The sequence below is a fragment of the Arthrobacter sp. AG367 genome, from assembly GCF_007828995.1.
Taxonomy (GTDB): Bacteria; Actinomycetota; Actinomycetes; order Actinomycetales; family Micrococcaceae; genus Arthrobacter.
Genome location: NZ_VIVE01000003.1, coordinates 62,368 through 86,555 on the forward strand (window position 1 = coordinate 62,368; position 24,188 = coordinate 86,555).

Below are 24,188 nucleotides of genomic sequence, written 5' to 3' on the forward strand. Positions count from 1 at the left end.
TCTGGGCCGTCAGGGTTTGGGCCGTCAGGGTTTGGGCCGTCAGGACTTCACGTCAACTCTAACCGTGTGGAATCCCGAGGCGCCGTCCGGTGCCGGCGGCCGCGCGGTTTCGTCCTGGGGTTCGCCCGCCAGGTTGGTGGCCCGGACCTGGACCTCGTACTGCCCCGGGGCAAGGTCCATGGCCAGCTTCCACTGGTACCAGGTGTCGGCGGAGATTCCCGTGGCCAGTTCCGCTTCCTGCCACGGTCCCCGGTTGATCCGCAGTTCCACGTTCCGGATGCCGGTGTGCTGGGCCCAGGCAACGCCGGCGAAGACAACTCTTCCCGCGTTGACCGGGCGGCCGCTGCGGGGGACGTCGATGCGGGACGAGGTCTTGATGGGGCCGCGCGCGGACCAGCCGCGCGGGGTCCAATATCCGGCGTCATCGGCGAACCGGGTGACCTTGAGCTCGGTGACCCATTTGGTGGCCGAGACATAGCCGTAGAGGCCGGGAACCACCAACCGGACCGGGAAGCCGTGCTCCAGCGGGAGCGGTTCACCGTTCATGCCCACGGCAAGCAGGGCGTCCCGGTTGTCGGTGAGGACATCCAGGGGCGTCCCGGCGGTCCAGCCGTCGGCACTGCGGGAGAGGACCATGTCTGCGCCCGGCTGGGGAACGGCCAGGGCCAGCAGTTCCCGGACCGGCCAGCCGAGCCAGCGGGCGTTGCCGATCAGGTCGCCGCCCACTCCGTTGGAGACGCAGGCAATGGTGATGTGCCGCTCGGTGAGGGGCTTCGCCATTAGGTCGGCGAAGGAGAGCAGGACTTCCCGGGCCACCATGCCGGTTACCTTGAGGACCCAGGTATCCGGGCTGACCGCCGGGACGGACAGCGCGGTGTCGATCCGGTAGAAATCCCGGTTCGGGGTCACCAGCGGCGGCATTCCGGCAACACCGGCTTCCGCAGCAGGGGGCACAGGTATTGCCGGCGATGCCGCTGCGGGCAGGGTGATGCGTGCCCTGGCCTCATTGACAGCCATGGTGGCCCCGCGCCAGATTCCCGCCAGTACTCCCCCTGCCGCAGCGGCCGCTGCGGTGATGCCCAGGGCCTGGAAGAAGCTGCGGCGCGATGGGGTGGCCGCGGAGTCCGGTGTGGCCTCGCCGGGGGCAGCGGGAAGGCTGTCCTCGGGATGATCTCCGGCTGCTTGGTGGGAGGCCGCTTGGTGGGAGGCCGCTTGGTGGGAGGCTGCTTGGCCGGCAATCGCGGCATCCCATGCCTGCAGCCTGCGCAGCAGGAACCGCAACAGCACGACGGCGGCCACCGCGGCCAGGAGCGGCGGCACGAGGGACAGGGGGGTCATCTGGGAACGCGTCAGGACGGCGGCCGCTCCGGCGAGTCCAAAGATTCCGATCACGGCAGCACCAGTGAACCGGCGGCGGCGCTCGAGTGCTCCGGCCAGTGCGGCCAGGGCGGCGATGACCAACGCCATTCCCACCAGGAGCGCTGCCTTGTCGGCCGTGCCGAAGACAGAGATCGCCCAGTCCTTGACGCCCGGAGGCACGGCATCGATCACGGCACCGCCAACGGCCGTCAACGGCGAAAGGGAGGGGCTGAGAACCCCCGCAGCCAACTCCCCTGCTGCAATACCGCCGCCTGCCGCGGCTATCCCGGCAGCCGCGGCCCAACCACCTCCGGCGCGCGGGACTGCCGGTAGTGGGAAGGGACTGTCCGCCCGCTCCCCAAGGCCGGCGCCGCCGTCGTACGCCGCATGCCCGCGCTGGGAACTCCTCACAACACCAGCATAGGTTTGCCGGTGGTCCCCGGCGCCGGTGCCGCCGGGATTCCTGCCCCGCGTCTCACAGCGGGGTCACGGGTGTGATGGGTGGCTCAACGTGGCGTAGCCTGATTTCATGACTGTCCAGCTAGGCATGCCGCAGCCGCGGGAGGAAGCAGCATCGGCGCTGCCAGGCGTTCCCGCGCGCCGGCCAGCGGATGCACCGGCCGGGCTGGCGGACCGCTACGGCCGCCGCGCCACCGACATGAGGCTGTCCCTGACGGACAAGTGCAACCTCCGCTGCACCTACTGCATGCCGGCGGAGGGCCTGGAATGGCTGGCAAAGCAGGCCGTCATGTCCGCCGAGGAGATCGTGCGGATCGTCAAGGTAGGCGTGGAGCAGCTGGGAGTGCGCGAACTGCGCCTCACGGGCGGTGAGCCGCTGGTGCGGCACGATCTGGTCCAGATCATCTCGGCACTGCGGGCCAACCACCCGGACCTGCCGATCTCCATGACCACCAACGGCGTTGGCCTGGCGAAGAAGGCAGCGGCCCTCAAGGACGCCGGCCTGACGCGCATCAATGTGTCGCTGGATTCCCTGCATGAGGAAACGTTCACCAAGCTGACCCGGCGTCCGTTCCTGGACCAGGTCCTGGCGGGTGTGGACGCCGCCTGGGCTGCCGGCCTGGGCCCTGTGAAACTGAACGCCGTCCTGATGCGCGGCATCAATGACCTCGAGTCGCCGCAGCTGCTCGCGTGGGCCTTGGAGCGCGGGTACGAACTGCGGTTCATCGAACAGATGCCGCTCGATGCGGACCACGGCTGGACGCGCCGCAACATGATCACGGCAGCCGAGATCCGCGGGCTGTTGTCCCGGGACTTTGCCCTCAGTCCGGATCCCCGCGCACGTGACGGCGCTCCTGCGGAGCGGTTTGAAGTACGACGGCGGGCGGCAGGTTCCGCGGACGCGGACGGACCGGTGCTGGGAACCGTGGGAATTATCGCCTCCGTCACCGAGCCGTTTTGCTCCGACTGCCGGCGCACCAGGATCACCGCCGAGGGCAAGATCATGAGCTGCCTGTTCTCCCGCGAGGAGTTCGACCTGCTGGGCCTGCTGCGGGCGGGCGCCACCGATGATGATCTGGCGCAGCGGTGGCAGGACGCCATGTGGATCAAACCGAAAGCCCACGGCATGGACCACGTGGGACTGGATGCTCCGGACTTCGTCCAGCCGGACCGCAGCATGAGTGCTATCGGGGGCTGACCGGGATGCTTGTACGTTATTTTGCTGCCGCACGCGCTGCGGCAGGTTTCGAGGAAGAAGAGTTCCACCTTCCCCAGGGCGCCACCGTGGCGGACCTGCTCGAGGCCGTGCTGGCCGTGGACCGCCCTGAACCCCCTGCCGGGACCCCGCCCCTTTCCCGGCTTCTTTCCCGCAGCAGCTTCCTGCTCAATGAGGTGGCCGTACGGGACCAGGCGGCAGTCCTAGGTCCGGACGACGTGGTGGACGTACTGCCTCCGTTCGCCGGCGGGTAAGTATTCGCGCACGTCCAGGCGAATGGGCAGCAGCCGCCCTGGCCTTGCCAAAGCTGCCGTGGCTTTGAATGTCGGTGCCTCGCTGGATGATGTGGGTATGGGAATCGGCACGGGTGTTGGGGTGGTTTTGGAGGGTGTTTCTGCCTCTATTGCTGCCCTTGGTGCGCTGGACCGTGAGGAACATTTCCTTGCCGCCGGGACCGGTGTTGGTGCTGACGTGGATGTGCTGCAGCGGCGGTATGAGCTCCGGCTGGAACGGCTGGAGGCAGTCTCCCGGGTCGAGGCTCAGCTCGCGGCGGTCAAAGCTCGTGATGCCGTGGAGTGCGTCGGTTTCCAGCAGGCACTGCTTGCCCCCGACGCCCCGGTGGATGAGCGCATGTTTTCGGAGATGTCCGCGGTGGAGGAGATCGCCGGTGTCCTGACAGTGAGTTCTGGGGCGGCGGGTGCTTTGGTGGAACAGTCCCGCCGGGTGTGTTCCCTGCCGCCGCTCCTGGGCGCCCTGTCAGCCGGTGCCGTGTCGTGGCAGCATGCCAGGATTGTCGCCGATGAAACCGAAGGGCTCACCCCGGACGGGGCTGCTGCCTTGGTGGCGCACTTCTTCGACCCCGACGCGCCCAACCCCGCCCGCGGCGCCGCGCCCGGTGAACTCGCCCCCGCCCGGTTCCGCGCCAAGGTCCGCGCCTGGCGGGAACGCCACCACCCCGAAACCCTCGAAAAACGCCACGCCAAAGGCGTCGCGGACCGGCGGATGGAATACACCCCGGACCGTGACGGCATGGCCTGGCTCTCGCTCTACCTCCCCGGCGACACCGCCTGCGCCATCTGGAACCGCACCACCGCCACCGCCCGCGGCCTGCAGGGACCTGACGAGCCCCGCACCCTCACCCAACTCCGCCCCGACATCGCAGCATCACTCCTCCTCGGCACCGGAAACGCCACGGCCACGGGTGATCCTGCGGGAACAACTACCGGGAGTAGCGGTGGTGTTGGAAAGGTTCCCACCCCGCGGGCCGATGTCCTGGTCACCGTCCCGTTCTTCGCCCTGCTCGGACTCACCGATGAGCCGGCCGTGCTCGACGGCCTTGGCCCCATCCCTGCCTCAATGGCGCGGACGCTTGTCGCGGACGGGGCGGAGTCGTTCTACCGCGTCCTGGTCGACCCCCGCGACGGGGCACCCCTGGAGATCGGACGCACCCGCTACCGGCTACCCGAAACCATCAAACAATGGATCCGCATGCGGGACCGGAAATGCACCTTCCCCGGCTGCAGCAACCACACCCCCGACAACCACACCGACCACCTCAACGCCTGGGAACACGGCGGCAGAACAGCCGTCCGGAACCTGGCGCAGCTGTGCCCCAAACATCACCGTTTGAAGCACGCCCGCGCCTGGACCCCCGACCCCGCCACCAACAACGGACCGCCCGGCTGGACCTCACCCACCGGCCGTCACTACAACCCCGAACACCACGACCCCCAACCAACCCACCGGCCGCCAGGGCTTCTGCGGAGGAACAGCACCGTGTCCGGGCAATCCGCAGCGGCAGTCTTGAACCCACCGGGAGGGTTGGGCACACCCCGGAAAGCGGACGAAGCGGGGCTACGGGAACCACCACCGCCTGAATTGCGGCGCGATCTGCCGTTTGGGCTGCCGCAATGGTGCCAGTTGCTGGCTGACATGCCGGAGTGGCTGGAGGTGCCAAGCGAGGAGCCGCCTGGCGGGAACTTGCTTGAGCCGGATCAACTCCCGCCAACAGATCCTTTGTGGGACGATTTCTACGCCATGCCGTTCTTCCTGCCGCCAGACCCGGCGGGGAATTGGGACGTGCTCTTGTCGTAGGACTTCCCCAGGGGCATGTGCGTCAACGCGTGGCTCCAGGAGACGACGGCCCACCGCTAGACCCGGGCCCCCGTTCCCAGGGCAATGGCCAGCAGTGACGCCCGGCTGTGGACTCCGCAAGCCTGGAAGAGTTGCTTGAATTGGTCCTGGACCGTGTACGGTGTCACGCCCTGGGCATCCGCCATGGCTGCCGTATCGGCCCCTGTTGCAGTGAGCCACAGCAGTTCCCCCTGCCGGGGTGTCAGGCCAAACGCCCGGGCAAACATGTCAAGCCGCGCGGCAGGCGTGCTGGCCTGAATCGTCACGGCCACCGGTGGAGTGGGTCCGGACACTCCCGACTCCATGCGGTTGGCCCGCAGGGAGGCCCAGCGGCCCGCCCCGACGTACACCCTGCATTCCGCGGCGTGGGTGTCCACCAGTGCTTCCCTTGCCGCCAGCTGGGCAGCAACGTTCAACACCTCAGCAGGCACATGATCGTGAGGGACCGGACCAGGCTGAAGCAGCTGCAGCCAGTCGTCCACGGACGCCGTTCGACCAGCTATCGCCAGATCGTCGTCCAGGGTGAGGACAGCCTGCTCCGGCAACCCGGGCTGCCCGGCTCCTGTCCCGGCGGCCGGGTCCGGGCCAGGTTCCGGTTCCAGTCGAGTCCGAAACTGCCTGGCCACGGACCTCCGCAGGCCGGCGGTCACTGCCGCTGCGGGCTCGCCCAGGTACGCAGTTTCCTCATCCGTGAAGGGGACCGAATCGCCCGTCCGCCACAAATCGAGCCAGGCCCAGCACCCATACTTGTCGGCAAACACGACGGACAGTACATCGCGGACCCCATAGCGTTGCAACACGCCACTCCACACCGGGCTGCGGGAGGGCTCTCCCTGCGTTGCCTTCAGGAGGGATGCCGCCGGCACCGGCGAATGCATCAGCTCGGTCCAGCGGCCGGCCCCGGAGAGGTACTTGAGGCGGATAAGTGTGGGCAATTCCTGAGGGCAGGGAATCCTGGCCCTCGGCGCCATCCCTACCGTCGTGACGGGATCACACAACGGCCAAACGAATGCATCGAAAGGCACCATGGTGGCCACTTCTGCCAGAATCGCTGTCCGGAGAGCTTGGTGATCCAGGTCCGAGCCTGCCAGGAGTCGGATGCGCTCCTGGCTCCGGTTTCCAGCCCAGCCCTTGGTCATGTTCCAAGTATGCTCCGGCCATCCCGGGCAACCCGGAGGCGCTGCCACCCAGAATTCTGGGATACCCGCCGCAGCCCGGACCGTCTAGCTTTAGCAGCGTGGAGCGTCCTCCAACCTGGCGGGACGAGTAAGGAGACTGGGATGTTCACCCTGCAGATCGAACACAGCATCACCGATTTCAGCACGTGGAAGGCGGCATTCGACCGGGATCCGGTGGGCCGGTCCGCGTCAGGGGTTCTCGCGCACCGGATAGGCCGGCCCGTGGGCGAACCGCAATACATTGTTGTGGAACTCGACTTCGCGGACTTGGCCCAGGCAGAGCAGCTGCTCACGAACCTTCGAACACAGGTATGGCGTTCGCCCGCCAACGCCCCTGCCCTCGCCGGTGCGCCGAAAACGCGCATTATCGAGGCGGCATCGTAGCCCCTGCCTCAGGCGCGGTGGAATTCCGAGCGCATGAATGGCCTGTAGGACAAAGCCTCGCCGTCCACACCGGCCTCCGGGGCGTCGCCGCCGTCGTCCCGCCCGGGCGAACGCAATTCGGTGACGTGTGTCAGGACACCGTTCGCCACCTCGATGGAGTGGCGCGTCCAGCCTCCGGCATTGCGGCGTTCAACACGGAGGACGCCGTCGCGCCAGGTGCAGCGGGCGGCGTTGCCGGGCGGCACGCCGGTGCTGTCAACGTAGTACCACAGCACGTCGTTGTGGACCGGATCGATCGTGAAGATGCCGTGGCCTTCGAAGTGGCTGCCGTCCGGTTCAATGTGCCGGTAGCTCTGCACCACGCCGAGGCCCCCGGCAACCTGCGTGTAAGACACCTGGGCGCTCACGCGGTGTTCCGGCCCCCAGGGACCGGCAGCCACGTGTGTGTAGCCCTGCCAGTGACCCAGCAGGTTCGTTAACGCCGGATGTCCGTGCTCCCCTCCTGGCCCGTTCACCGTTCCGCCTTCCCCTGCCGAAGAATCACTCCCCACTCAGGATGGACTCTGCAGAGCCGGGCCGCCAGCGTCTTCGCGGCATCTCCGCGGCGCGGGGTGTTACAGGCCGAAGGTTTCGGTCTCGTCGAACGGGCCAACCACGGTGACGGTCCGGGGCGCGGCGGCGAGTTCGGCGGCAAGTTCCTGGACCTGTTCCGTGGTGACGGCTTTGATCAGCCGCAGTGTTTCGTCAATGTCCTGGTACTCGCCGGACACCAGTTCGGCGCGGCCCAGCCGGGACATCCGGGAGCCGGTGTCCTCCAGTGCCAGGACGATTCCGCCGCCCAGTTGTCCCACGGCCTTGCGCAGTTCGTCGTCTGAAATCCCGTGTTCCGCGAGCTTGTCGAGCTCCACAGCCAGCAGGTCCAGCACCTGCCGGACCTTGGACGGCGTGCAGCCCGCGTACATCCCAAAGTAGCCGGCGTCGGCGTAGGACGAGGCAAAGGAGTAAGTGGAGTAAACCAGCCCGCGCTTCTCACGGACTTCCTGGAACAGCCGCGAGGACATGCCGCCGCCCAGGACCGCGTTCAGGACACTCATGACGTAGCGGCGTTCATCGGTGGCAACGATCGTGGGGCAGCCCATGATGATGTTCGCCTGCTCCACGGCCCGCTTGACCACATGCAGGCCCGCCGTTCCCGTGATCAGGGCACGTTCGGTGGAACGCCGCTGCACCGGCGCGGCGTCCGGCTTAAGCGACCAGCCCGCGGTCTGGAGGGCATCCACCACGAGTCCGCATACGACGTCGTGGTCCAGGCCGCCGGCGGCGGTAATGACCAGCTCTTCCGGCTTGTAGTACCTGCGGTAGTGCTCCCACACGGAATCGCGGGCTACGGCCTTGATGGCGGCGGGAGTGCCGCCGATGGGCCGTCCCAGCGGATGGCTGCCGAGGACCGCGGCGACGAAGTGCTCGTGCGCCACATCAGTGGGGTCATCACTGTCCATGGCAATTTCTTCCAGAATGACGTCCCGTTCCTGCTCCATCTCGTCAGGATCCAGCACGGCGCCGGTGATCATGTCAGCGATGACGTCGATGGCCATGGGAAGGTCCGAGTCCAGCACCCGCGCAAAGTAGCAGGTGCTTTCCTTGGCCGTTGCCGCGTTCGATTCGCCGCCCACCTCGTCAAACGCGGAAGCAATCTCCAAGGCCGTGCGGCGCTTGGTGCCCTTGAACAGCAGGTGTTCAAGGAAGTGGGTGGACCCGTGCTGGCCGGGTGCCTCGTCACGGGATCCGACGCCCACCCAGAAGCCGATGGTGGCAGACCGCTGTCCCGGCATCGCCTCGGTCAGTACCCGCACTCCCCCTGGCAGCACTGAACGCCGCACCTCGGACCCGCCGTCGGAGCCGTGGACCAGGGTGTCGCCGGCGTGGTTCTGCTCAAGCGGCAGGGGTACAACAGTCATTGATGCCTTTCAGGACGGGCAGCCGGATCTGGCTGCCATCGTAACAGCGGCGGGACCGGTGGATCATCCACCGGTCCCGCCGATTCATGCTTATGCCGGGAAGCCCCTGCTGTTAGACCTCAGCGCCTTCAGCAGGCTCCGTGGCGTGAACGCGCTCGGTGTCGTCGGCGCCTTCCTCTTCAGCCACGACCGGAGACAGGGACAGCTTTCCGCGGTCATCGATCTTGGTGATTTCCACCTGGATCTTCTGGCCCACGGAAACAACGTCGTCAACGTTGTCTACCCGCTTGCCGCCGGCGATCTTGCGCAGCTCGGAGATGTGCAGCAGGCCGTCCTTGCCCGGGGTCAGCGACACGAAGGCACCGAAGGTGGTGGTCTTGACCACCGTGCCCAGGTAACGCTCGCCGATCTCCGGGACCTGCGGGTTGGCGATGGCGTTGATGGCGGAGCGTGCTGCATCTGCAGACGGACCGTTCGTGGCGCCAATGTAGACCGTGCCGTCGTCCTCGATGGAGATGTCGGCGCCGGTGTCTTCCTGGATCTGGTTGATCATCTTGCCCTTGGGGCCGATGACCTCGCCGATCTTGTCCACGGGGATCTTGACGGCGATGACGCGCGGTGCGAACTCGGAGAGCTCGTCCGGGGTGTCGATGGCCGAGTTGATGACCTCGAGGATGTGCAGGCGCGCCTCGCGGGCCTGCTTCAGGGCTGCCGCGAGCACGGAAGCGGGGATGCCGTCGAGCTTGGTGTCCAGCTGGATGGCCGTGACGAACTCGGCGGTACCGGCAACCTTGAAGTCCATGTCACCGAAGGCGTCTTCGGCGCCGAGGATGTCGGTCAGTGCCGCGTAGCGGGTCTGGCCGTCAACCTGGTCGGACACCAGGCCCATGGCGATGCCGGCGACGGCGGCCTTCAGGGGCACACCGGCGTTCAGCAGGGACAGGGTGGAGGCGCAGACGGAACCCATCGACGTGGAGCCGTTGGAGCCGAGGGCCTCGGATACCTGGCGGATGGCGTACGGGAATTCCTCGCGGGACGGCAGCACGGGCACGATGGCGCGCTCTGCCAGGGCACCGTGGCCGATTTCGCGGCGCTTGGGTGAGCCCACGCGGCCGGTCTCACCGGTGGAGTACGGCGGGAAGTTGTAGTTGTGCATGTAGCGCTTGCGGGTGACGGGAGACAGCGAGTCGATCTGCTGTTCCATCTTGAGCATGTTCAGCGTGGTGACACCCATGATCTGGGTCTCGCCGCGCTCGAAGATGGCCGAACCGTGAACGCGGGGCAGAACCTCGACCTCTGCGGTGAGCTGGCGGATGTCCGTCAGGCCGCGGCCGTCAATGCGGATCTGGTCCTTGAGGATGCGCTGGCGCACAACGTGCTTGGTGACGGAGCGGAAAGCAGCGGACAGCTCCTTTTCGCGGCCTTCGAACTGGCCTGCCAGGCCGGCGAGGACCTCGTCCTTGAGCGCGTCGGAGGCGTTGTCGCGTTCCTGCTTGTCGGCGATCTGGAAGACAGCGGCGAGCTTTTCGGCGGCAGCGGATTCGACGGCGGCGTAAGCGTCGTCTTCGTAGTCCAGGAAGACCGGGAACTCGACCGTGGGCTTTGCAGCGCGTGCGGCGAGGTCGGCCTGGGCGTCGCAGAGTGCCTTGATGAACGGCTTGGCTGCCTCCAGGCCCTCGGCCACAACCTCTTCGGTGGGGGCGGTGGCGCCCTGTTCCTTGATGAGGTTCCAGGAGTTGTCGGTTGCTTCGGCCTCGACCATCATGATGGCGACGTCGTCACCGGCAACGCGGCCGGCAACCACCATGTTGAACACGGAGTTTTCCAGCTGCGAGTGCTTGGGGAAGGCAACCCACTGCGATCCGTTTTCGTCGTTGACCAGGGCAACGCGGACGCCGCCGATGGGGCCGGAGAACGGGAGGCCGGACAGCTGGGTGGACATCGAGGAAGCGTTGATGGCAACGACGTCGTACAGCTCATCGGGGTTGATGGCCAGGACGGTGACCACGATCTGGACCTCGTTGCGCAGGCCCTTGATGAAGGCGGGGCGCAGCGGGCGGTCCATCAGGCGGCAGGCCAGGATGGCTTCGGTGGACGGGCGGCCTTCGCGGCGGAAGAACGAGCCCGGGATACGGCCGGCAGCGTACATGCGCTCTTCGACGTCGACCGTGAGCGGGAAGAAGTCGAAGCCTTCACGCGGGTGCTTGCCGGCGGTGGTTGCGGACAGCAGGGCGGTGTCATCGTCGATGTACACCATTGCTGCGCCGGCTGCCTGCTTGGCGAGGCGGCCGGTTTCAAAGCGGATTACGCGCTTGCCGAAACGGCCATTGTCAATGACTGCTTCCGAGAACTGGATTTCGGGACCCTCCAAGAGAGTCACCTCCGTTTCTATTTACGGAAGTCCAGCCGCATCAACCCAGCCAGCATCTGTCTACTGGCCCTGCACCCGGTCATCGATCGAGACCCACGGGCCGCCGGCTTCAGTCAACGAAGCCGTTCCCGGGGATCACTACCGAGGACCGCGAATGCGTGATGCGGTTGATCCTCCTGTTTAGTTTTTGTTTGAAGAAGGCGGCCCGTTCCGGAGGGAAAGGGCCGCCCCAAAGTGTGACTAGCGGCGCAGGCCGAGACGCTCGATGAGCGAACGGTAGCGGGCGATGTCAGTCTTCTTGAGGTAGCTCAGCATGCGCTTGCGACGACCAACCATGGCCAGCAGACCGCGCTGGGTGTGGTAGTCGTGCTTGTGCTCCTTCATGTGCTCAGTCAGATCCTTGATCCGCTGGGTCAGGACAGCAACCTGGACCTCGGGTGAACCGGTGTCACCTTCGCCAGTTGCGTATTCCTTGATGATGGACTGCTTTACAGCGGCGTCAAGTGCCACAATATCTCCTTGGGATGTGCCGTGAGGGCCCAGGTCAGTAATTCACTGCCGGGTCTGCCGTGTTGGTCCTGAACCGGATAACCGGAGAAGGCCGACCACAACAGGAACCAGCCGCCACGGACTGCAGCCGGATCCATCGTCCAGTTTACCGGGCGCGGCCTAACCTTGTCGAAACAGTGCGCCGTCAGCCCTGCAGCCGGGCCCGGATCGCTGCCATGCCCTGGAGCACTTCCGCAAAACTGGTGCTCAACGGCGACAACCCCACCCGGATGCCATGGGGAGAGCGGAAGTCAGGGATCACGTCCCCTTCCCAGAGCGCTTCCACGGTGGCCTTGGTGAAGTTGGGATGGTCCACCGTGATATGCCCGCCCCGCTCCCCCGGGTTCCGCGGCGACGCCAGTTCGGCTCCCAGCGGGGCCAGCCAGGCATCGAAAACCTCCACGGCGAATGCGGTCAGGGCCAGGGACTTCTCCCGGATGGCAGCCATGGTGGCTTCCTCGATGAGGTCCAGGGTTCCCCGCATGGCGATCATGCCGAAAATGGCGGGGGTGCCGCTGAGGAAGCCCCGGATGCCGGCGGCAGGTTCATAGCCGGCGGCCATCTCGAAGGCGTCCTTCCGCCCCATCCAGCCCCAGATGGGCTGGTTCAACGAGGGCAGGTGCCGGGCATTGACGTAGGCGAAAGCAGGCGAGCCCGGGCCCCCGTTGAGGTACTTGTAGGTGCAGCCGGCTGCGAAGTCCACGTCGGCACCGTCCAGGTCGATCTCCACCGACCCCGCGGAATGGCACAGGTCCCACACCACCAGCGCGCCGGCGTCGTGCACTGCCGCGGTGATCCCCGGCAGGTCCGCGAGGTGGCCTGAGCGGTAGGCGATCTGGCTGAGGAGGACGACGGCGGTCCTCGGCCCGGTGGCCTGGCGCACCTGGTCAAGGGTCACCCCGGCGGCCGGGTCGGGCTCGATCCAGCGCAGGGTGAGGCCTTCCTCGAGGGCGATGCCCTCCACCAGGTAGCGGTCCGTGGGAAAGTTTTCCGTATCCAGCACCAGCTCGCTGCGGTCTGGATCCTGTACGGCGGCCAGGGCTGCGCGGATCAGCTTGTAGAGGACCACGGTGGTGGAATCGGCAATGATGGTCTGCCCCGGAGCAGCTCCGAGGACGGCGCGTCCGAGCTGGTCCCCGATGGCCTGCGGCATGCTGAGCCACTGTTCGTCCCAGCCACGGATGAGGCGTCCGCCCCACTCGTCCCGGATGAAGGCGGCGACGTCGTCGGCAGTGCGCGTCAGGGGCCGGCCCAGGGAGTTGCCGTCCAGGTAGGACAGCGGTGTGTCCGTTCCAATGAAAAGGTCCCGGTAGTGTGCCAGGGGGTCCCGGCGGTCCAGCTCTTCGGCGCGCCCGCGGAGCGCTTCGGCAGACACATCGAGGTGGTTTTCCTGATGGATGCTCATTGTCCGATCTCCGTCCTGACAGCGAATAATTCCGGGAAGAACGTCAGTTCAAGGGCCTTCTGCAGGAAGGTCACCCCGCTGGATCCCCCGGTGCCGGTCTTCATGCCGATGGTCCGCTGCACGGTGCGCAGGTGCCGGAACCGCCAGAGCTGGAAGTTGTCCTCCAGGTCCACCAGTTCCTCGCACGCCTCGTAGGCAGCCCAGTTGTCCGCCGCGTTTTCATAGATGTGCTTGAAAAGCGGGACCAGTTCCGGGGTGAACTCATGGGCCTGGGTCACATCCCGGTCCAGGACCGATCCCGGCACATCGAAGCCCTGCCGCGCGAGGTAGGCAAGGAACTCGTCGTAGATGCTGGGGGCGGCAAGCAGTTCGGCCAGCATGGCGTGGGCTTGCGGATCGGATTCGAAGACGGGCAGCATCTTGCTGTTCTTGTTCCCCAGGACGAATTCCACCGCCCGGTACTGGGCCGACTGGAACCCTGACGAGTTGCCCAGGAAGCCCCGGAACTGCGAGTACTCGGTGGGTGTCAGGGTGGCCAGGACAGACCATTGTTCGGTAAGGGTCTTCTGGATGTGCTTGACCCGGGCAATGCCCTTGAGCGCGGAACCGAGGTCGTCCCCGCGGAGCCACGCGGCCGCGCTGCGCAGCTCGTGCAGGACCAGCTTCAGCCACAGCTCCGTGGTCTGGTGCTGGATGATGAACAGCAGTTCATCGTGGTGCTCGGGCTGGCTGACCGGCTGCTGCGCGCTGAGCAGCGTGGGAAGCTGCAGGTAGGAGGCGTAGCTCATCCGCGAGCTGAAGTCGCGGACAATCCCCTCATCCAGCTTGCGGGTGTTCTTTTCGACGGACACGTGCTGCCTTTCGTTGTTGTCACCCCGTTGTTGCAGCCACGTTTTGCAACCGGCGGATGCTGCAGTCAGTGGTGGCTGAGGAGCTGGTGGGCCTGGGCCACATCCAGCCGCATTTGTTCCACCAGTGCCTCAGGGCCACGGTAGGCCACCATGCCGCGAAGCCGCGCCACGAATTCAACAATCACTGTCTGGCCGTACAGATCGAAGTCCTCCACGGCCTCCTTGGGCCTGTCGATGACGTGCGCCTCCACCTGGCGGCTCACGCCCTCGAACGTGGGATTGGACCCCACTGAGATCGCAGCAGGCCAGCGCGTGCCCGCCTGGTCCACCAGCCAGCCCGCATAGATGCCGTCCGCGGGGATCAGCCCCGTGGCGTTCGAGGAAAGGTTTGCCGTGGGGAAGCCGAGGGCGCGGCCGCGGGCTGCCCCGTGAACCACTTCGCCGCGCATTCTGTGCGGGCGGCCCAGGACCGAGGCGGCGGTGGCAACATCGCCTTCCTGCAAGGCTTCGCGCACCCAGGTGGAGGAGCAGCGCCGGTCCGTGCCGTCGTCGTCATGCAGGGGGTAGCCCTCGGCGCCGAACTCGCTGATGACCTGGACATCGAAGCCGAACTTGTCGCCCAGCGCCTTCATGGTGTCCAGGTCTCCGGAGTTGCCCCGTCCAAAGCGGGCGTCGTGGCCGATCACCACGTGGCTGGCGTGGAGGCAGTCCACCAGGTACTGCTCCACGAATTCCTCAGCCGTGAGGCTGGCCAGATCCAGTGAGTACTTGATCACCAAAATGGCGTCCAGTCCGAGTCCGCCCAGCGCGTCCAGTTTGTCGTCCAGGCCCATGATGAGCTCGGGCGCGGCCTCGGGCCGGTGAATTACCGCCGGGTGGGGATCGAAGGTCACGGCCACAGCCTTGGCGTGGGAAAGGCGGGCCGAGCGGATCAGCTGGGACAGCACCTGCTGGTGGCCGCGGTGAACACCGTCGAAGTTGCCGAAAGTGACAACAGATGGGCCGAAATCCGCCGGGACATCGGACGGATCGTTCCAGATGTAAACCATCACCCTCGCCTTAAGCTGCCTGCAAGCCACGTTCCGGAACCATGCCGGCCGCGGAACTCTTCAAGGTTACCCGGATTCACTGTGCTGCCTTTGACATCACTGCGCGGCTTTGGAACGCGCTTCAGCCGCCACCGAAGGCCGGCGCCGGTAGAGCCACACCAGTCCCAGGATGGGCAGCAGCAGCGGAATGAAGCCATAGCCGCGGCCAAACAGGGACCACACGGTCTCGTGCGGGAACTGCACGGAGTCCAGGATGCTCAGGGTACCCACCACCAGGACGCCCACGAGTTCAACCAGCACCGCGGCAACGGAGACCTTGAACCAGGTGGTTCCGGCTCTGGCCAGCGACACCGTGGCCACCACGTACACCAGCGCGGCGAAGGCGGAGAGCAGATAGGCCAGCGGAGCCTCGGAGAACTTGGTGAGGATCTGGTATCCGGCCCGGGCCGTGGCCGAGATCGCGAAAACGCCGTACACGGCAATCAGCAGGCGGCCTGGCCCGGTATTGCGGGTATTGCGGGTGGGTGCCTCGCCGGGAGCCGCCGGGGCTTGCTTGTCGTTCATTCCTGCTGCTTCTTCCACTTCAGTACCAGATCTGGTTCATTCGGGCGGCCATGACGAGTGCCGTGACGCCGACCGCGGCCAGGACAAAGTTGCTCCACCGGGTGCGCTCCAAAATGGACCAGTAGATTGCCGCCGGCGGCAGGAGCATGGCGGTGGCCATGTAGCCCCAAAACTCCCACGCCTCCCCGGCAATCGGTTCGCCGGCGATCACGCGCACGATGGACCCCACCAGGTACACCACCAGGGCCGCTTCCACGGCTGCGACGGAGAGGATGGTGACGTCGTTCGGCGCCTTCTTGAGGATGCCCGCACCCAGGCACACCAGCGTGGACACCAGGCCGACCACGAGGATGATCCAAAAATATGCGTCCACGTGTCAGGCCTCCGCGGCGGCGGTTGCGGCCGTCCCGGCGCCGGGGGCGAAGACGAGCACCGGCTTGGCGTAACTGCCTGCGTCGGCAAGAAGGGCCACGAGGCTGCCGTCGGGAGCGAAGGCGGCGGCCGGATGCTCCACAGTGGCGGCGCCGGGAGCGCCGGGGGCCGCGCCGGCAGCGATCCGCCGCCCGAAGGAGATCTCCGTGGTTTCCTCGGCGCTGAGTTCGCGGTTGGGCATCAGTGCCCGGGCAGCCTGCGACATTTCCAGGACGTTGAGCTCTTCGGCGAGCTGTTCGAGCGTGCGCGCCTGGTCCAGCGAATAGGGGCCCACATGGGTCCTGCGGAGGGCAGTGAGATGCCCTCCAACACCCAGCGCATTGCCAAGGTCCCGGGCCAGGGCACGGATGTATGTGCCCGAGGAGCATTCAACGGTGACGTCGAGGTCAATCACATCCGCCGCCGGATCCCGCCGGACGGCGTGCACCTCGAACCGGTGGATGGTGACAGGGCGTGCGGCCAGCTTCACATCCTCGCCGGACCGGACGCGCGCGTAGGCGCGTTCGCCGTTCACTTTGATGGCGCTGACGCTGCTGGGCACCTGCTCGATGTCGCCTGTGAGTGCCGCGACGCCGTCGTGAATTGCCTGCTCGGTGACACCGGAAGTGCCGGCCGTGGCCGTGACCTCCCCTTCCGCGTCGTCCGTGACGGTGGCCTGGCCCAGCCGGATGGTGGCGGTGTAGGTCTTTGAGGTGCCCACGATGTAGGTCAGCAGGCGCGTGGCCTTGTTGATGCCGACCACCAGGACGCCCGTGGCCATGGGATCCAGGGTTCCGGCGTGCCCTACTTTCCGGGTACCTGCGAGGCGCCGCATCCGGCCAACCACATCATGGCTGGTCCATCCCTGCGGCTTGTCCACTATCACCAGTCCAGAAAGCACGCCTCCCAGTATATCGGCGCTGGTTGGCCCGCCGGCCCACGCCACCACCCCGGTCCCGGACGCACCGCGGCAGCCCGACGGGGACGGCTAGGATGGCTGCCATGCCTGAGCTTGCCGCCCATGTCCGCGACGTGCCCGTCAACCAGATCCGCGAGATCACCGAGGCCGCGTGGCGTACTCCCGGCGCCATTGTGTTGAGTATCGGGGAGCCGGGTTTCCCGCTCCCCCGCCATGTCCTGGACGCAGGCATCGCCTGCCTGGACCGCGATGAAACCAACTACACACCCAACGCCGGGATTCCCGCCCTTCGGGAAGCGTTCGCTGCCAGGTTCCGGGAAGAACAAGGGGTGGACGTCAGTGCTGACCGCGTCTACGTGGTGTCCGGGGCGCAGCAGGGCCTGCATTTCGCCATGAGTCTGCTGCTGTCCCCCGGCGACGAAATCCTGATCCCCAACCCGGGCTACCCCACCTTTGCGATGACCAGCCGGTTGCTCGGTGCCGTGCCGGTGGGCTATCCGCTGCGCCCCGAACACAGCTTCCAGCCACAGGTTGCCGACGTGGAGGCCCTCATCACCAGCCGCACCCGGGTGCTGGTGCTCAATTCCCCGTCCAACCCCCTCGGAGCAGTGCTGGGTGAAGAAGTGGTCCGGGAACTGATGGACCTGGCCCGCCGGCATGACATTTGGGTGGTTTCGGACGAGTGCTACGAGGCGTTCACTTACGATGTTCCCCACGTCAGCCCGGCAAGGTTCGACGGCGGCACCCCGGCGGATGCACGCGTGTTCACTTCGCTGACACTGTCCAAGACGTACGGCCTGACGGGTCTGCGAATCGGCGCGCTCATCTGCCCGCCCGGCCTCAAACAGCAGATGGACAACGTGATGGAATCCATCGTGTCGTGCGTGGCGTCAGCGCCGCAGTACGCGGCGCTGGCTGCCCTGACCGGGCCGCAGGACTACGTCCGGCACGCCCACCAGCACTACCGGGAGAACCGGGATGCCGCCTCGGCAGTCCTCACCGCAAAAGGGATCCGCTATCTGCCGGCGCAGGGGGCGTTCTACCTTTGGGCCGATATGTCCCATGTGACCGGCGGGGACGTGCGGGCCTGGGTTCGGCGTTTCCTGGCGGATTCCGGTGTGGCGCTGGCCCCAGGGACCGCCTTCGGCTCCATCGGCGAAGGGTGGGTCCGGATCGCGCTGTGCGGCCGGAAGCAGGATCTGCTGGACGGGCTGTCCCGGCTTCCGGACGGCCGGCCCTGACGTCCTGGGTTGATACCTGGCTTGGCCGGCCGGCGAAGCTGCCTGCTCTGTTAGCTGCGGGCGCCGGCGAGGGCCTTGTCCAGCCAGGAACGGAGGACGCCCGCCGGTGCGGCGCCGGCCTGGCGGGCTGCGACCTTTCCGTCGACCAGAACCATGAGGGTTGGAATGGCCTGGACGTCGAACCGCCGCGACAGGCCCGGAGACGCGTCCACATCCACCTTCACCAGCTTGATCTTCCCGGGCCGCTCCCGGGCCAGCTGGTCCAGGACGGGGCTTACCATGCGGCAGGGCCCGCACCAGGCGGCCCAGAAATCCACCAGCACCGGAACCGGCGACTGCTCCGCCACGGCGGCGAAGTCGCTGTCGCCCGCGGACACGATCCAGGGCAGGTCCGCCTTGCAGTTGCCGCAGCGGGGATGTCCGGAGGCCTGGGCCGGCACCCGGTTGGTCTTACCGCAGGCGGGGCAGCGGAGTAGGGCGGATTCCATGGCTAGTATTCCTTCCTGCTGTCAAAGGCGCGCCACGCCTGGAAGGGGACGTCCGACGTCGGGATGTCACTCCTGGTGACGGGCATCAGCTCCGGGGCCGCGCCGCTGAAGTAGTCGTAGAAGAGGGCGTCGTCGAAGCCTGCCGCAGCGGCGCCGTGGCGGTCCGCGGCGAAGTAGACGTGGCCGATCCTGGCCCACAAGGCAGACGCCAGGCACATGGGGCACGGCTCGCAGCTTGCGTAAAGGACAGAGCCGGTGAGGTCGAAGTCCGCCGCAGCCGCGGCCGCTGCCCGGATGGCCACCACTTCCGCGTGGGCAGTGGGATCGTTGTCCCGGGTCACCCTGTTGACGCCGGCATGCACGCGCCCGTCGGGTGTTACCACCACAGCTCCGAAGGGGCCGCCGCCTTCACCAACATTTTGTGTGGCCAACTCCACGGCCTGTTCAAGGTACTGGGCAAATGCAGGGTGCCGTAAGCCCCGGTTGCCGTGTTCTGCGGAGGTCATAGCACGATCCTAGCCATGTGCACCCCATAGGGGGACGGAAAGGGGGCCAGGAAGGGGGCAGGCCCCCAGCGCCTACCCGCTGGTAGGAGCCTACGCTGACGCCCGGGGGATATATTTCGCCTCTACGGAGGCGCCACATCCAGCCCGCAAGGGCCTCGCACCCCGGAGTACCCCATGAAAAGAAAACTCACCTTTATCGCCTGCATGGCAGCCGCCATGATGGTCCAGGCATCACCGGCGTTTGCCTCCACTCACGACCCGGACTTTGAAGTCCTGGGTACAGGACTCCTCACCCCACTCCACCTTGCCGTTGGCAAGGGCGAATCAGTCCGTGTCAGCCAGGACTTCGCCGGCGTCCTTACCCGTGTGGAGCACGACGGATCGACAGAAGACGTCTACACCGCCAAGAAGGGTTGGGAAGTCGCCGGCGTGGAAATCCGCGATAGCACCACGTACTTCCTGGAAAGCATCGGAGCCGGGCAGGGTGATCCGGCCAAGCTCCAGGGCTACTTGAAGTCCATTGACTCCAGAGGCGATGTGGACACTATTGCCAACTTCGCGGAATACGAACGGAAGCACAATCCCGACGGGGACCAGCACTACGGCTTCGAGCCAGACGTCAGCGACAAGTGCCTGGCAGACTGGCCGGCCTTCCCACCCGCCCGATACACGGGCACGGTGGATTCCCACCCGTACGCCTTGGCAGTCAAGGACAGCACCGCCTACGTGGCTGACGCCGGCATGAACGCGATCCTCAAGGTAAATCTCAAATCGGGCGCCATTTCCACACTGACGGTCCTGCCGCCAAGGCCGGCCAAGGTCCCCGCTGGCCTGCAGATTCCACTTGACATGGAAGGCCACACGATGACGGTTCCTGACTGCGTTGTTGGCGAGAAGTACGCGTTCGAACCGGTTCCCACCGATGTTGAAATCGGTCCGGACGGCTGGTTGTACGTCACGTCACTGCCTGGTGGCCCGGAGGGACCGGAACTGGGTGCTCGCGGTGCCATATTCAAGGTGAATCCGTGGAACGGTGACACGACTGTTTGGGCGGACCATATCCTGAGTCCTACCGGTCTGGCCGTGGCCGACAACGGGGACATTTACGTGGCATCGCTGTTCGGCGGGGAAATCCTGAAGTTCAACTGCGACGCGGATCGCTCGCGTTTCCTGGAGGTGAACCTGCCCGCGGATGTTGAGTTCAAGGACGGAGATGTCTTCGCCACCGTGGATGCGCTGCCGGCGCAACCCGATCCGTCGATGCCTAACGCTCCCGCTCCCATGCCTGCCGGCAGGGTTATCGAAGTTGATCTTCGATAGGCGGCAGCCAAACACAGCAGCAGGACCCGGAGGTGCCTCCGGGTCCTGCTGCTGTGTTTGCGGAAGTCCGCTGCCTACTTGTTGGCGTCCTCGTCGAGGTCTTCGTCGTCGCTGAGGTCCAGGTCCTCTTCGTCGAAGTCGTCCTCGTCGATGTCAACGTCGGCGACCGCGTCGGACTTGTACGGATCCGCGTCGCCGGCGTGCCGGGCGTTGGCGGCAAGGGCGGCAACCTCGGCATCCCGCTTCTTGGCCTCCCGGAGCAGTTCCTCCAGGTTGGAGGCGTTGACCGGAATCTGGTCGGCCACGAACTCGAGGGTGGGGGTCAGCCGGACGGTGATGTTCCGGCCCACCTCCTGCCGGAGCACACCCTTGGCCTTCTCAAGGCCCTTGGCAGCGTCGGCCTGGACAGCCTGGTCCCCGAAGACGGTGTAGTAGACGGTGGCATGCTGCAGATCATTGGTCACGCGGGCATCGGTAACGGTAATGCCCTCAAGCCGGGGATCCTTGACCTTCCGGCCCAGGGCCTCAGCAACAACAACCTTAATCCGCTGCGCCAATTTGGCAGCACGTGCCGGATCAGCCATGAACAACTCCTAAAAGAAGAAAAATTTGGGACGTACGACGGCGGCGCAAACGTCAGCCAACGCGCCCAGGGTCTGGATGCCACGCACCCAAGCGAGCCGATGACGCACCCGTTGGATTTTTTCCGGCGGCCCGGGAGTGGCTTCTAAGGAAATAGCCGAGGGTCCCGACGCGAGCTTGCGAGTGTTGGGAAGGCCATTTCCGCTGCCGAAGCTGGGCGGCGCGGGATCGAAGATCCCAAGCCGCCCAGCGAAGGGGCGGGGCCGCCGGAAAAATCCAACGGCCCCGGCCACGGACTAACAAGAGTTAGACGCGCGGCTTCTCGCGCATCTCGAAGGTCTCGATGATGTCGCCTTCGGTGATGTCGTTGTACGACCCAAGGCCGATACCACATTCGAAGTCCGTGCGGACCTCGGTGGCGTCGTCCTTGAAGCGCTTGAGCGACTCAACGGTGAGGTTGTCACCGATGATCTTGCCGTCGCGGCTGACGCGTGCCTTGGCGTTGCGTCGGATGATGCCCGAGCGGACGATCGAGCCGGCGATGTTTCCGAACTTGGAGGAGCGGAAGACTTCGCGGACCTCGGCGGTGCCGAGCTGGACTTCTTCGTATTCCGGCTTGAGCATGCCCTTGAGCGCTGCCTCGATGTCATCGATTGCTGCGTAGATGACGGAGTAGAAGCGCATGTCCACGCCTTCACGGTCTGCCAGTTCGGCAACCCGCTCGGCGGGCTTGACGTTGAAGCCGATGATGACGGCGGAGTCGACCGTTGCCAGGTTGACGTCGTTCTGGGTGATGGCACCCACACCGCGGTGGATGACGCGCAGCTGCACGCCTTCGCCGACGTCGATCTTGAGCAGCGCGTCTTCGAGGGCTTCCACGGCACCGGACACGTCACCCTTGAGGATGAGGTTGAGGGTGTCGATCTTGCCTTCGGCGACGGCCTGGTCGAAGTCTTCCAGGCTGATGCGCTTGCGGCGCTTGGCCAGGGCGGCGTTGCGGTCGGCTGCTTCACGCTTCTCGGCGATCTGGCGGGCAGTGCGCTCGTCAGCAGTCACGAAGAAGGTGTCGCCGGCGCGCGGCACGTTGGACAGACCCAGCACCTGGACAGGGCGGGACGGACCGGCCTCGGTCAGGGCGCTGCCGTCGTCGTCGAACATCGCACGGACGCGGCCGTGGGCCGTGCCTGCCACGATGGTGTCGCCGACGCGCAAGGTACCGGACTGGACCAGGACGGTTGCAACAGCACCGCGGCCCTTATCCAGGTTGGCTTCGATCGCGATGCCGCGGGCGTCCTTGTTCGGGTTGGCGCGCATGTCCAGGGCAGCGTCCGCGGTGAGCAGGACCGCCTCGAGCAGCTCGTCGATGTTGAGGTTCTGGCGGGCAGAGACCTCCACGAACATGGTGTCGCCACCGTATTCCTCGGGAACCAGGCCGTACTCGGTCAGCTGGCCGCGGACCTTCTCCGGGTTGGCGCCTTCCTTGTCGATCTTGTTCACTGCCACGACGATCGGCACGTTGGCCGCCTGGGCGTGGTTGAGGGCTTCAACGGTCTGCGGCATCACGCCGTCGTCCGCTGCGACCACCAGGATGGCGATGTCGGTGACCTTCGCACCACGGGCACGCATGGCGGTGAACGCCTCGTGGCCCGGGGTATCGATGAACGTGATCTTGCGGTCGTTGCCGTCGTGGTTGTGCGTGACCTGGTAGGCACCGATGTGCTGGGTGATGCCGCCGTGCTCGCCCGCCATGACGTCGGACTTGCGGATGGCATCGAGCAGCCGGGTCTTACCGTGGTCGACGTGGCCCATGACGGTGACAACCGGGGGACGTGCTTCCAGTTCCTCGTCGCCTTCGGCTTCGAGTTCGGCATCAAAGTCGATGTCGAAGCTGGAGAGCAGCTCGCGCTCCTCGTCCTCAGGGGAAACGACCTGGAGCTTGTAGCCCAGTTCCTCGCCGAGCAGGGCGAAGGTGTCCTCGTCCAGCGACTGGGTGGCGGTGGCCATTTCACCAAGGTGGAACAGCACCGTCACCAGGGCGGCGGGGTTTGCCTCGATCTTGTCGGCAAAGTCCGTGATGGACGATCCACGGCGGAGCCGGATGACGGTGTTGCCGTCGCCGCGGGGTACGCTCACGCCACCCAGCGACGGGGCACTCATCTGCTCAAGTTCCTGGCGCTTTGCACGCTTCGACTTGCGCTGCTTGCCACGGCCTGCGCCGCCCTTGCCGAAGGCACCCTGGGTGCCGCCGCGGCCGCGGCCGCCCTTGCCGAAGCCACCGCCGGCGGGAGCACCGCCGCCGGCACCGGGACCACCGGTACCGGGAGCGCCACCAGGCCGTCCGGGACCGCGGCCGCCGCCGCCCGGACGGCCGGCACCTGCGGGTGCGGGACGCTCAGTGCGGTTGGGCATCATGCCGGGAGTAGGACGGGGACCGCCGGGACGGGGAGCGCCCGGACGGGGTCCGCCTGCGCCTGCTGCAGGACGGGGGCCACCGGCACCCGCTGCGGGACGCGGCCCACCCGGACGAGGTCCGCCTGCACCTGCTGCGGGACGGGGACCACCGGGGCGGTCGCCGTCGGTACGGCTGCCACCGGGGCGGGGCATACCCTGCGAAGTGGCGAAGGGGTTGTTGCCCGGACGGGGGGCGCGTTCACCGTCTCCGCCGCGGCCGCGGGGCATGCCCTGCGAGGTGGCGAAGGGGTTGTTGCCCGGACGGGGACCGCCGGGACGCGGGCCGGACCCGCCCGGCGTGGATCCACCCGGACGGGTGGAGGGAGCCGGGGTTTCGGCCTTGGGTGCCGGGCGTGCACCGGGCTTGGCGCCGGTGGACGGAGCACTCGAGGACGGAGCCGCGGGGGCGGCAGGCGTGGCGGCCGGCGCAGCCGGCGCTTCTGCCTGTGCAGGTGCGGTGGGGGCAGCGGGAGCCGGTGCCTGTGCCTTGGGGGCCGGAGCCTTGGGCGCAGCGGGGCCGGGAGCCGGTGCTGAAGGGCGTGATTCTGCCACGGGGGCAGGTGCCTTGGGTGCAGCGGCGGGCGCTGCGGCCGGGGCCGCTGACTTGGCAGCGGCGTCGGGGAAGGCGTTGCGCAGTTTCCGCACAACGGGGGCCTCAATGGTTGACGAGGCGGAGCGAACGAATTCGCCCAGTTCCTGCAGTTTTGTCACTGCATCTTTGGAAGTTATACCGAGCTCTTTGGCGAGCTCATGTACGCGGACCTTGGCCACATTTCTCCTGTCTCGGTCCGCAC

General features: G+C 66.6%; 22 protein-coding genes. 6 read left to right on the plus strand and 16 right to left on the minus strand.

Translation table 11 applies throughout. The features are described 5' to 3' along the window. Nucleotides 1-39 precede the first annotated feature (39 nt). On the minus strand, nucleotides 40-1,623 hold the full coding sequence (locus FB478_RS10070; RefSeq protein WP_186447792.1) for a molybdopterin-dependent oxidoreductase: 1,584 nt from the start codon (nucleotides 1,621-1,623) through the stop codon (nucleotides 40-42). A 265-nt stretch (nucleotides 1,624-1,888) separates the two neighbouring features. Between FB478_RS10070 and moaA the strand changes: the two genes are divergently transcribed. From moaA to FB478_RS10085, 3 genes are all read left to right on the plus strand, one after another. Further along, nucleotides 1,889-3,016, plus strand: a complete 1,128-nt coding sequence (moaA, locus tag FB478_RS10075) for a GTP 3',8-cyclase MoaA (protein WP_026266125.1) — start codon at nucleotides 1,889-1,891, stop codon at nucleotides 3,014-3,016. Between the two features lie 5 nt (nucleotides 3,017-3,021). Continuing rightward, complete coding sequence (locus tag FB478_RS10080; protein WP_144600351.1) at nucleotides 3,022-3,288, plus strand: MoaD/ThiS family protein; 267 nt, start codon at nucleotides 3,022-3,024, stop codon at nucleotides 3,286-3,288. 97 nt (nucleotides 3,289-3,385) lie between these two features. Further along, complete coding sequence (locus FB478_RS10085; protein WP_144600680.1) at nucleotides 3,386-5,128, plus strand: HNH endonuclease signature motif containing protein; 1,743 nt, start codon at nucleotides 3,386-3,388, stop codon at nucleotides 5,126-5,128. 56 nt (nucleotides 5,129-5,184) lie between these two features. On the opposite strand, the gene FB478_RS10090 is transcribed toward FB478_RS10085, so the two are convergent. Continuing rightward, the gene (locus FB478_RS10090; RefSeq protein ID WP_223994641.1) at nucleotides 5,185-6,102 is read right to left on the minus strand and encodes a LuxR family transcriptional regulator; all 918 of its coding nucleotides are present in this window, start codon (nucleotides 6,100-6,102) and stop codon (nucleotides 5,185-5,187) included. Between the two features lie 345 nt (nucleotides 6,103-6,447). Here FB478_RS10090 and FB478_RS10095 point away from each other — a divergent pair, with 345 nt between their 5' ends. After that, the gene (locus FB478_RS10095; RefSeq protein WP_018772255.1) at nucleotides 6,448-6,729 is read left to right on the plus strand and encodes a hypothetical protein; all 282 of its coding nucleotides are present in this window, start codon (nucleotides 6,448-6,450) and stop codon (nucleotides 6,727-6,729) included. An 8-nt stretch (nucleotides 6,730-6,737) separates the two neighbouring features. On the opposite strand, the gene FB478_RS10100 is transcribed toward FB478_RS10095, so the two are convergent. From FB478_RS10100 to truB, 10 genes are all read right to left on the minus strand, one after another. Further along, on the minus strand, nucleotides 6,738-7,280 hold the full coding sequence (locus FB478_RS10100; RefSeq protein ID WP_315898341.1) for a DUF1579 family protein: 543 nt from the start codon (nucleotides 7,278-7,280) through the stop codon (nucleotides 6,738-6,740). A 63-nt stretch (nucleotides 7,281-7,343) separates the two neighbouring features. Beyond that, on the minus strand, nucleotides 7,344-8,687 hold the full coding sequence (locus FB478_RS10105) for a pitrilysin family protein (RefSeq protein ID WP_018772253.1): 1,344 nt from the start codon (nucleotides 8,685-8,687) through the stop codon (nucleotides 7,344-7,346). 112 nt (nucleotides 8,688-8,799) lie between these two features. Further along, the gene (locus FB478_RS10110) at nucleotides 8,800-11,058 is read right to left on the minus strand and encodes a polyribonucleotide nucleotidyltransferase (protein WP_018771972.1); all 2,259 of its coding nucleotides are present in this window, start codon (nucleotides 11,056-11,058) and stop codon (nucleotides 8,800-8,802) included. Nucleotides 11,059-11,298: 240 nt separating this feature from the next. After that, nucleotides 11,299-11,568 carry a 30S ribosomal protein S15 gene (rpsO, locus tag FB478_RS10115; protein WP_013600532.1) on the minus strand — a complete coding sequence of 90 codons (270 nt, stop codon included), beginning with the start codon at nucleotides 11,566-11,568 and terminating at the stop codon, nucleotides 11,299-11,301. Nucleotides 11,569-11,752: 184 nt separating this feature from the next. Continuing rightward, on the minus strand, nucleotides 11,753-13,012 hold the full coding sequence (locus FB478_RS10120; RefSeq protein WP_144600352.1) for a kynureninase: 1,260 nt from the start codon (nucleotides 13,010-13,012) through the stop codon (nucleotides 11,753-11,755). Beyond that, a complete protein-coding gene (kynA, locus tag FB478_RS10125; RefSeq protein WP_018771970.1) occupies nucleotides 13,009-13,863 on the minus strand; it encodes a tryptophan 2,3-dioxygenase in 855 nt (284 codons plus the stop codon). Before kynA ends, FB478_RS10120 begins: the two co-directional genes overlap by 4 nt. Before the next feature lie 65 nt (nucleotides 13,864-13,928). Next, nucleotides 13,929-14,912, minus strand: a complete 984-nt coding sequence (locus tag FB478_RS10130) for a bifunctional riboflavin kinase/FAD synthetase (RefSeq protein WP_018771969.1) — start codon at nucleotides 14,910-14,912, stop codon at nucleotides 13,929-13,931. A 96-nt stretch (nucleotides 14,913-15,008) separates the two neighbouring features. After that, nucleotides 15,009-15,476 carry a hypothetical protein gene (locus FB478_RS10135; protein WP_056389955.1) on the minus strand — a complete coding sequence of 156 codons (468 nt, stop codon included), beginning with the start codon at nucleotides 15,474-15,476 and terminating at the stop codon, nucleotides 15,009-15,011. A 19-nt stretch (nucleotides 15,477-15,495) separates the two neighbouring features. Continuing rightward, on the minus strand, nucleotides 15,496-15,849 hold the full coding sequence (locus tag FB478_RS10140; protein WP_018771967.1) for a hypothetical protein: 354 nt from the start codon (nucleotides 15,847-15,849) through the stop codon (nucleotides 15,496-15,498). Between the two features lie 3 nt (nucleotides 15,850-15,852). Beyond that, nucleotides 15,853-16,788, minus strand: coding sequence for a tRNA pseudouridine(55) synthase TruB (truB, locus tag FB478_RS10145; protein ID WP_082581697.1), 936 nt, complete (start codon nucleotides 16,786-16,788; stop codon nucleotides 15,853-15,855). 101 nt (nucleotides 16,789-16,889) lie between these two features. Here truB and FB478_RS10150 point away from each other — a divergent pair, with 101 nt between their 5' ends. Then, complete coding sequence (locus tag FB478_RS10150; RefSeq protein ID WP_186447781.1) at nucleotides 16,890-18,047, plus strand: pyridoxal phosphate-dependent aminotransferase; 1,158 nt, start codon at nucleotides 16,890-16,892, stop codon at nucleotides 18,045-18,047. A 50-nt stretch (nucleotides 18,048-18,097) separates the two neighbouring features. Here FB478_RS10150 and trxA read toward each other — a convergent pair whose 3' ends face one another. Together trxA and FB478_RS10160 are read right to left on the minus strand one after the other, a co-directional pair. Next, nucleotides 18,098-18,535 carry a thioredoxin gene (trxA, locus tag FB478_RS10155; RefSeq protein WP_018771964.1) on the minus strand — a complete coding sequence of 146 codons (438 nt, stop codon included), beginning with the start codon at nucleotides 18,533-18,535 and terminating at the stop codon, nucleotides 18,098-18,100. A gap of 2 nt (nucleotides 18,536-18,537) precedes the next feature. Then, nucleotides 18,538-19,041 carry a nucleoside deaminase gene (locus FB478_RS10160; RefSeq protein ID WP_018771963.1) on the minus strand — a complete coding sequence of 168 codons (504 nt, stop codon included), beginning with the start codon at nucleotides 19,039-19,041 and terminating at the stop codon, nucleotides 18,538-18,540. Nucleotides 19,042-19,215: 174 nt separating this feature from the next. On the opposite strand from FB478_RS10160, the gene FB478_RS10165 reads away from it, so the two are divergent. Continuing rightward, the gene (locus tag FB478_RS10165; RefSeq protein ID WP_056389871.1) at nucleotides 19,216-20,361 is read left to right on the plus strand and encodes a ScyD/ScyE family protein; all 1,146 of its coding nucleotides are present in this window, start codon (nucleotides 19,216-19,218) and stop codon (nucleotides 20,359-20,361) included. Between the two features lie 74 nt (nucleotides 20,362-20,435). Here the strand turns inward: FB478_RS10165 and rbfA are convergent, their stop codons facing one another. Together rbfA and infB are read right to left on the minus strand one after the other, a co-directional pair. Beyond that, complete coding sequence (rbfA, locus tag FB478_RS10170) at nucleotides 20,436-20,945, minus strand: 30S ribosome-binding factor RbfA (RefSeq protein ID WP_018771961.1); 510 nt, start codon at nucleotides 20,943-20,945, stop codon at nucleotides 20,436-20,438. A 304-nt stretch (nucleotides 20,946-21,249) separates the two neighbouring features. Further along, on the minus strand, nucleotides 21,250-24,165 hold the full coding sequence (gene infB, locus FB478_RS10175; RefSeq protein WP_056389874.1) for a translation initiation factor IF-2: 2,916 nt from the start codon (nucleotides 24,163-24,165) through the stop codon (nucleotides 21,250-21,252). Between the last annotated feature and the right edge of the window lie 23 nt (nucleotides 24,166-24,188).

Excerpts from the sequence above, each read along its gene's own strand:
- moaA (WP_026266125.1), top strand. The coding sequence starts at position 1,889 with ATGACTGTCCAGCTAGGCATGCCGCAGCCGCGGGAGGAAGCAGCATCG.
- FB478_RS10080 (WP_144600351.1), top strand. The coding sequence starts at position 3,022 with ATGCTTGTACGTTATTTTGCTGCCGCACGCGCTGCGGCAGGTTTCGAG.
- FB478_RS10085 (WP_144600680.1), top strand. The coding sequence starts at position 3,386 with ATGGGAATCGGCACGGGTGTTGGGGTGGTTTTGGAGGGTGTTTCTGCC.
- FB478_RS10095 (WP_018772255.1), top strand. The coding sequence starts at position 6,448 with ATGTTCACCCTGCAGATCGAACACAGCATCACCGATTTCAGCACGTGG.
- FB478_RS10105 (WP_018772253.1), bottom strand. The coding sequence starts at position 8,687 with ATGACTGTTGTACCCCTGCCGCTTGAGCAGAACCACGCCGGCGACACC.
- FB478_RS10120 (WP_144600352.1), bottom strand. The coding sequence starts at position 13,012 with ATGAGCATCCATCAGGAAAACCACCTCGATGTGTCTGCCGAAGCGCTC.
- FB478_RS10130 (WP_018771969.1), bottom strand. The coding sequence starts at position 14,912 with ATGGTTTACATCTGGAACGATCCGTCCGATGTCCCGGCGGATTTCGGC.
- FB478_RS10135 (WP_056389955.1), bottom strand. The coding sequence starts at position 15,476 with ATGAACGACAAGCAAGCCCCGGCGGCTCCCGGCGAGGCACCCACCCGC.
- FB478_RS10150 (WP_186447781.1), top strand. The coding sequence starts at position 16,890 with ATGCCTGAGCTTGCCGCCCATGTCCGCGACGTGCCCGTCAACCAGATC.
- trxA (WP_018771964.1), bottom strand. The coding sequence starts at position 18,535 with ATGGAATCCGCCCTACTCCGCTGCCCCGCCTGCGGTAAGACCAACCGG.
- FB478_RS10160 (WP_018771963.1), bottom strand. The coding sequence starts at position 19,041 with ATGACCTCCGCAGAACACGGCAACCGGGGCTTACGGCACCCTGCATTT.
- FB478_RS10165 (WP_056389871.1), top strand. The coding sequence starts at position 19,216 with ATGAAAAGAAAACTCACCTTTATCGCCTGCATGGCAGCCGCCATGATG.
- rbfA (WP_018771961.1), bottom strand. The coding sequence starts at position 20,945 with ATGGCTGATCCGGCACGTGCTGCCAAATTGGCGCAGCGGATTAAGGTT.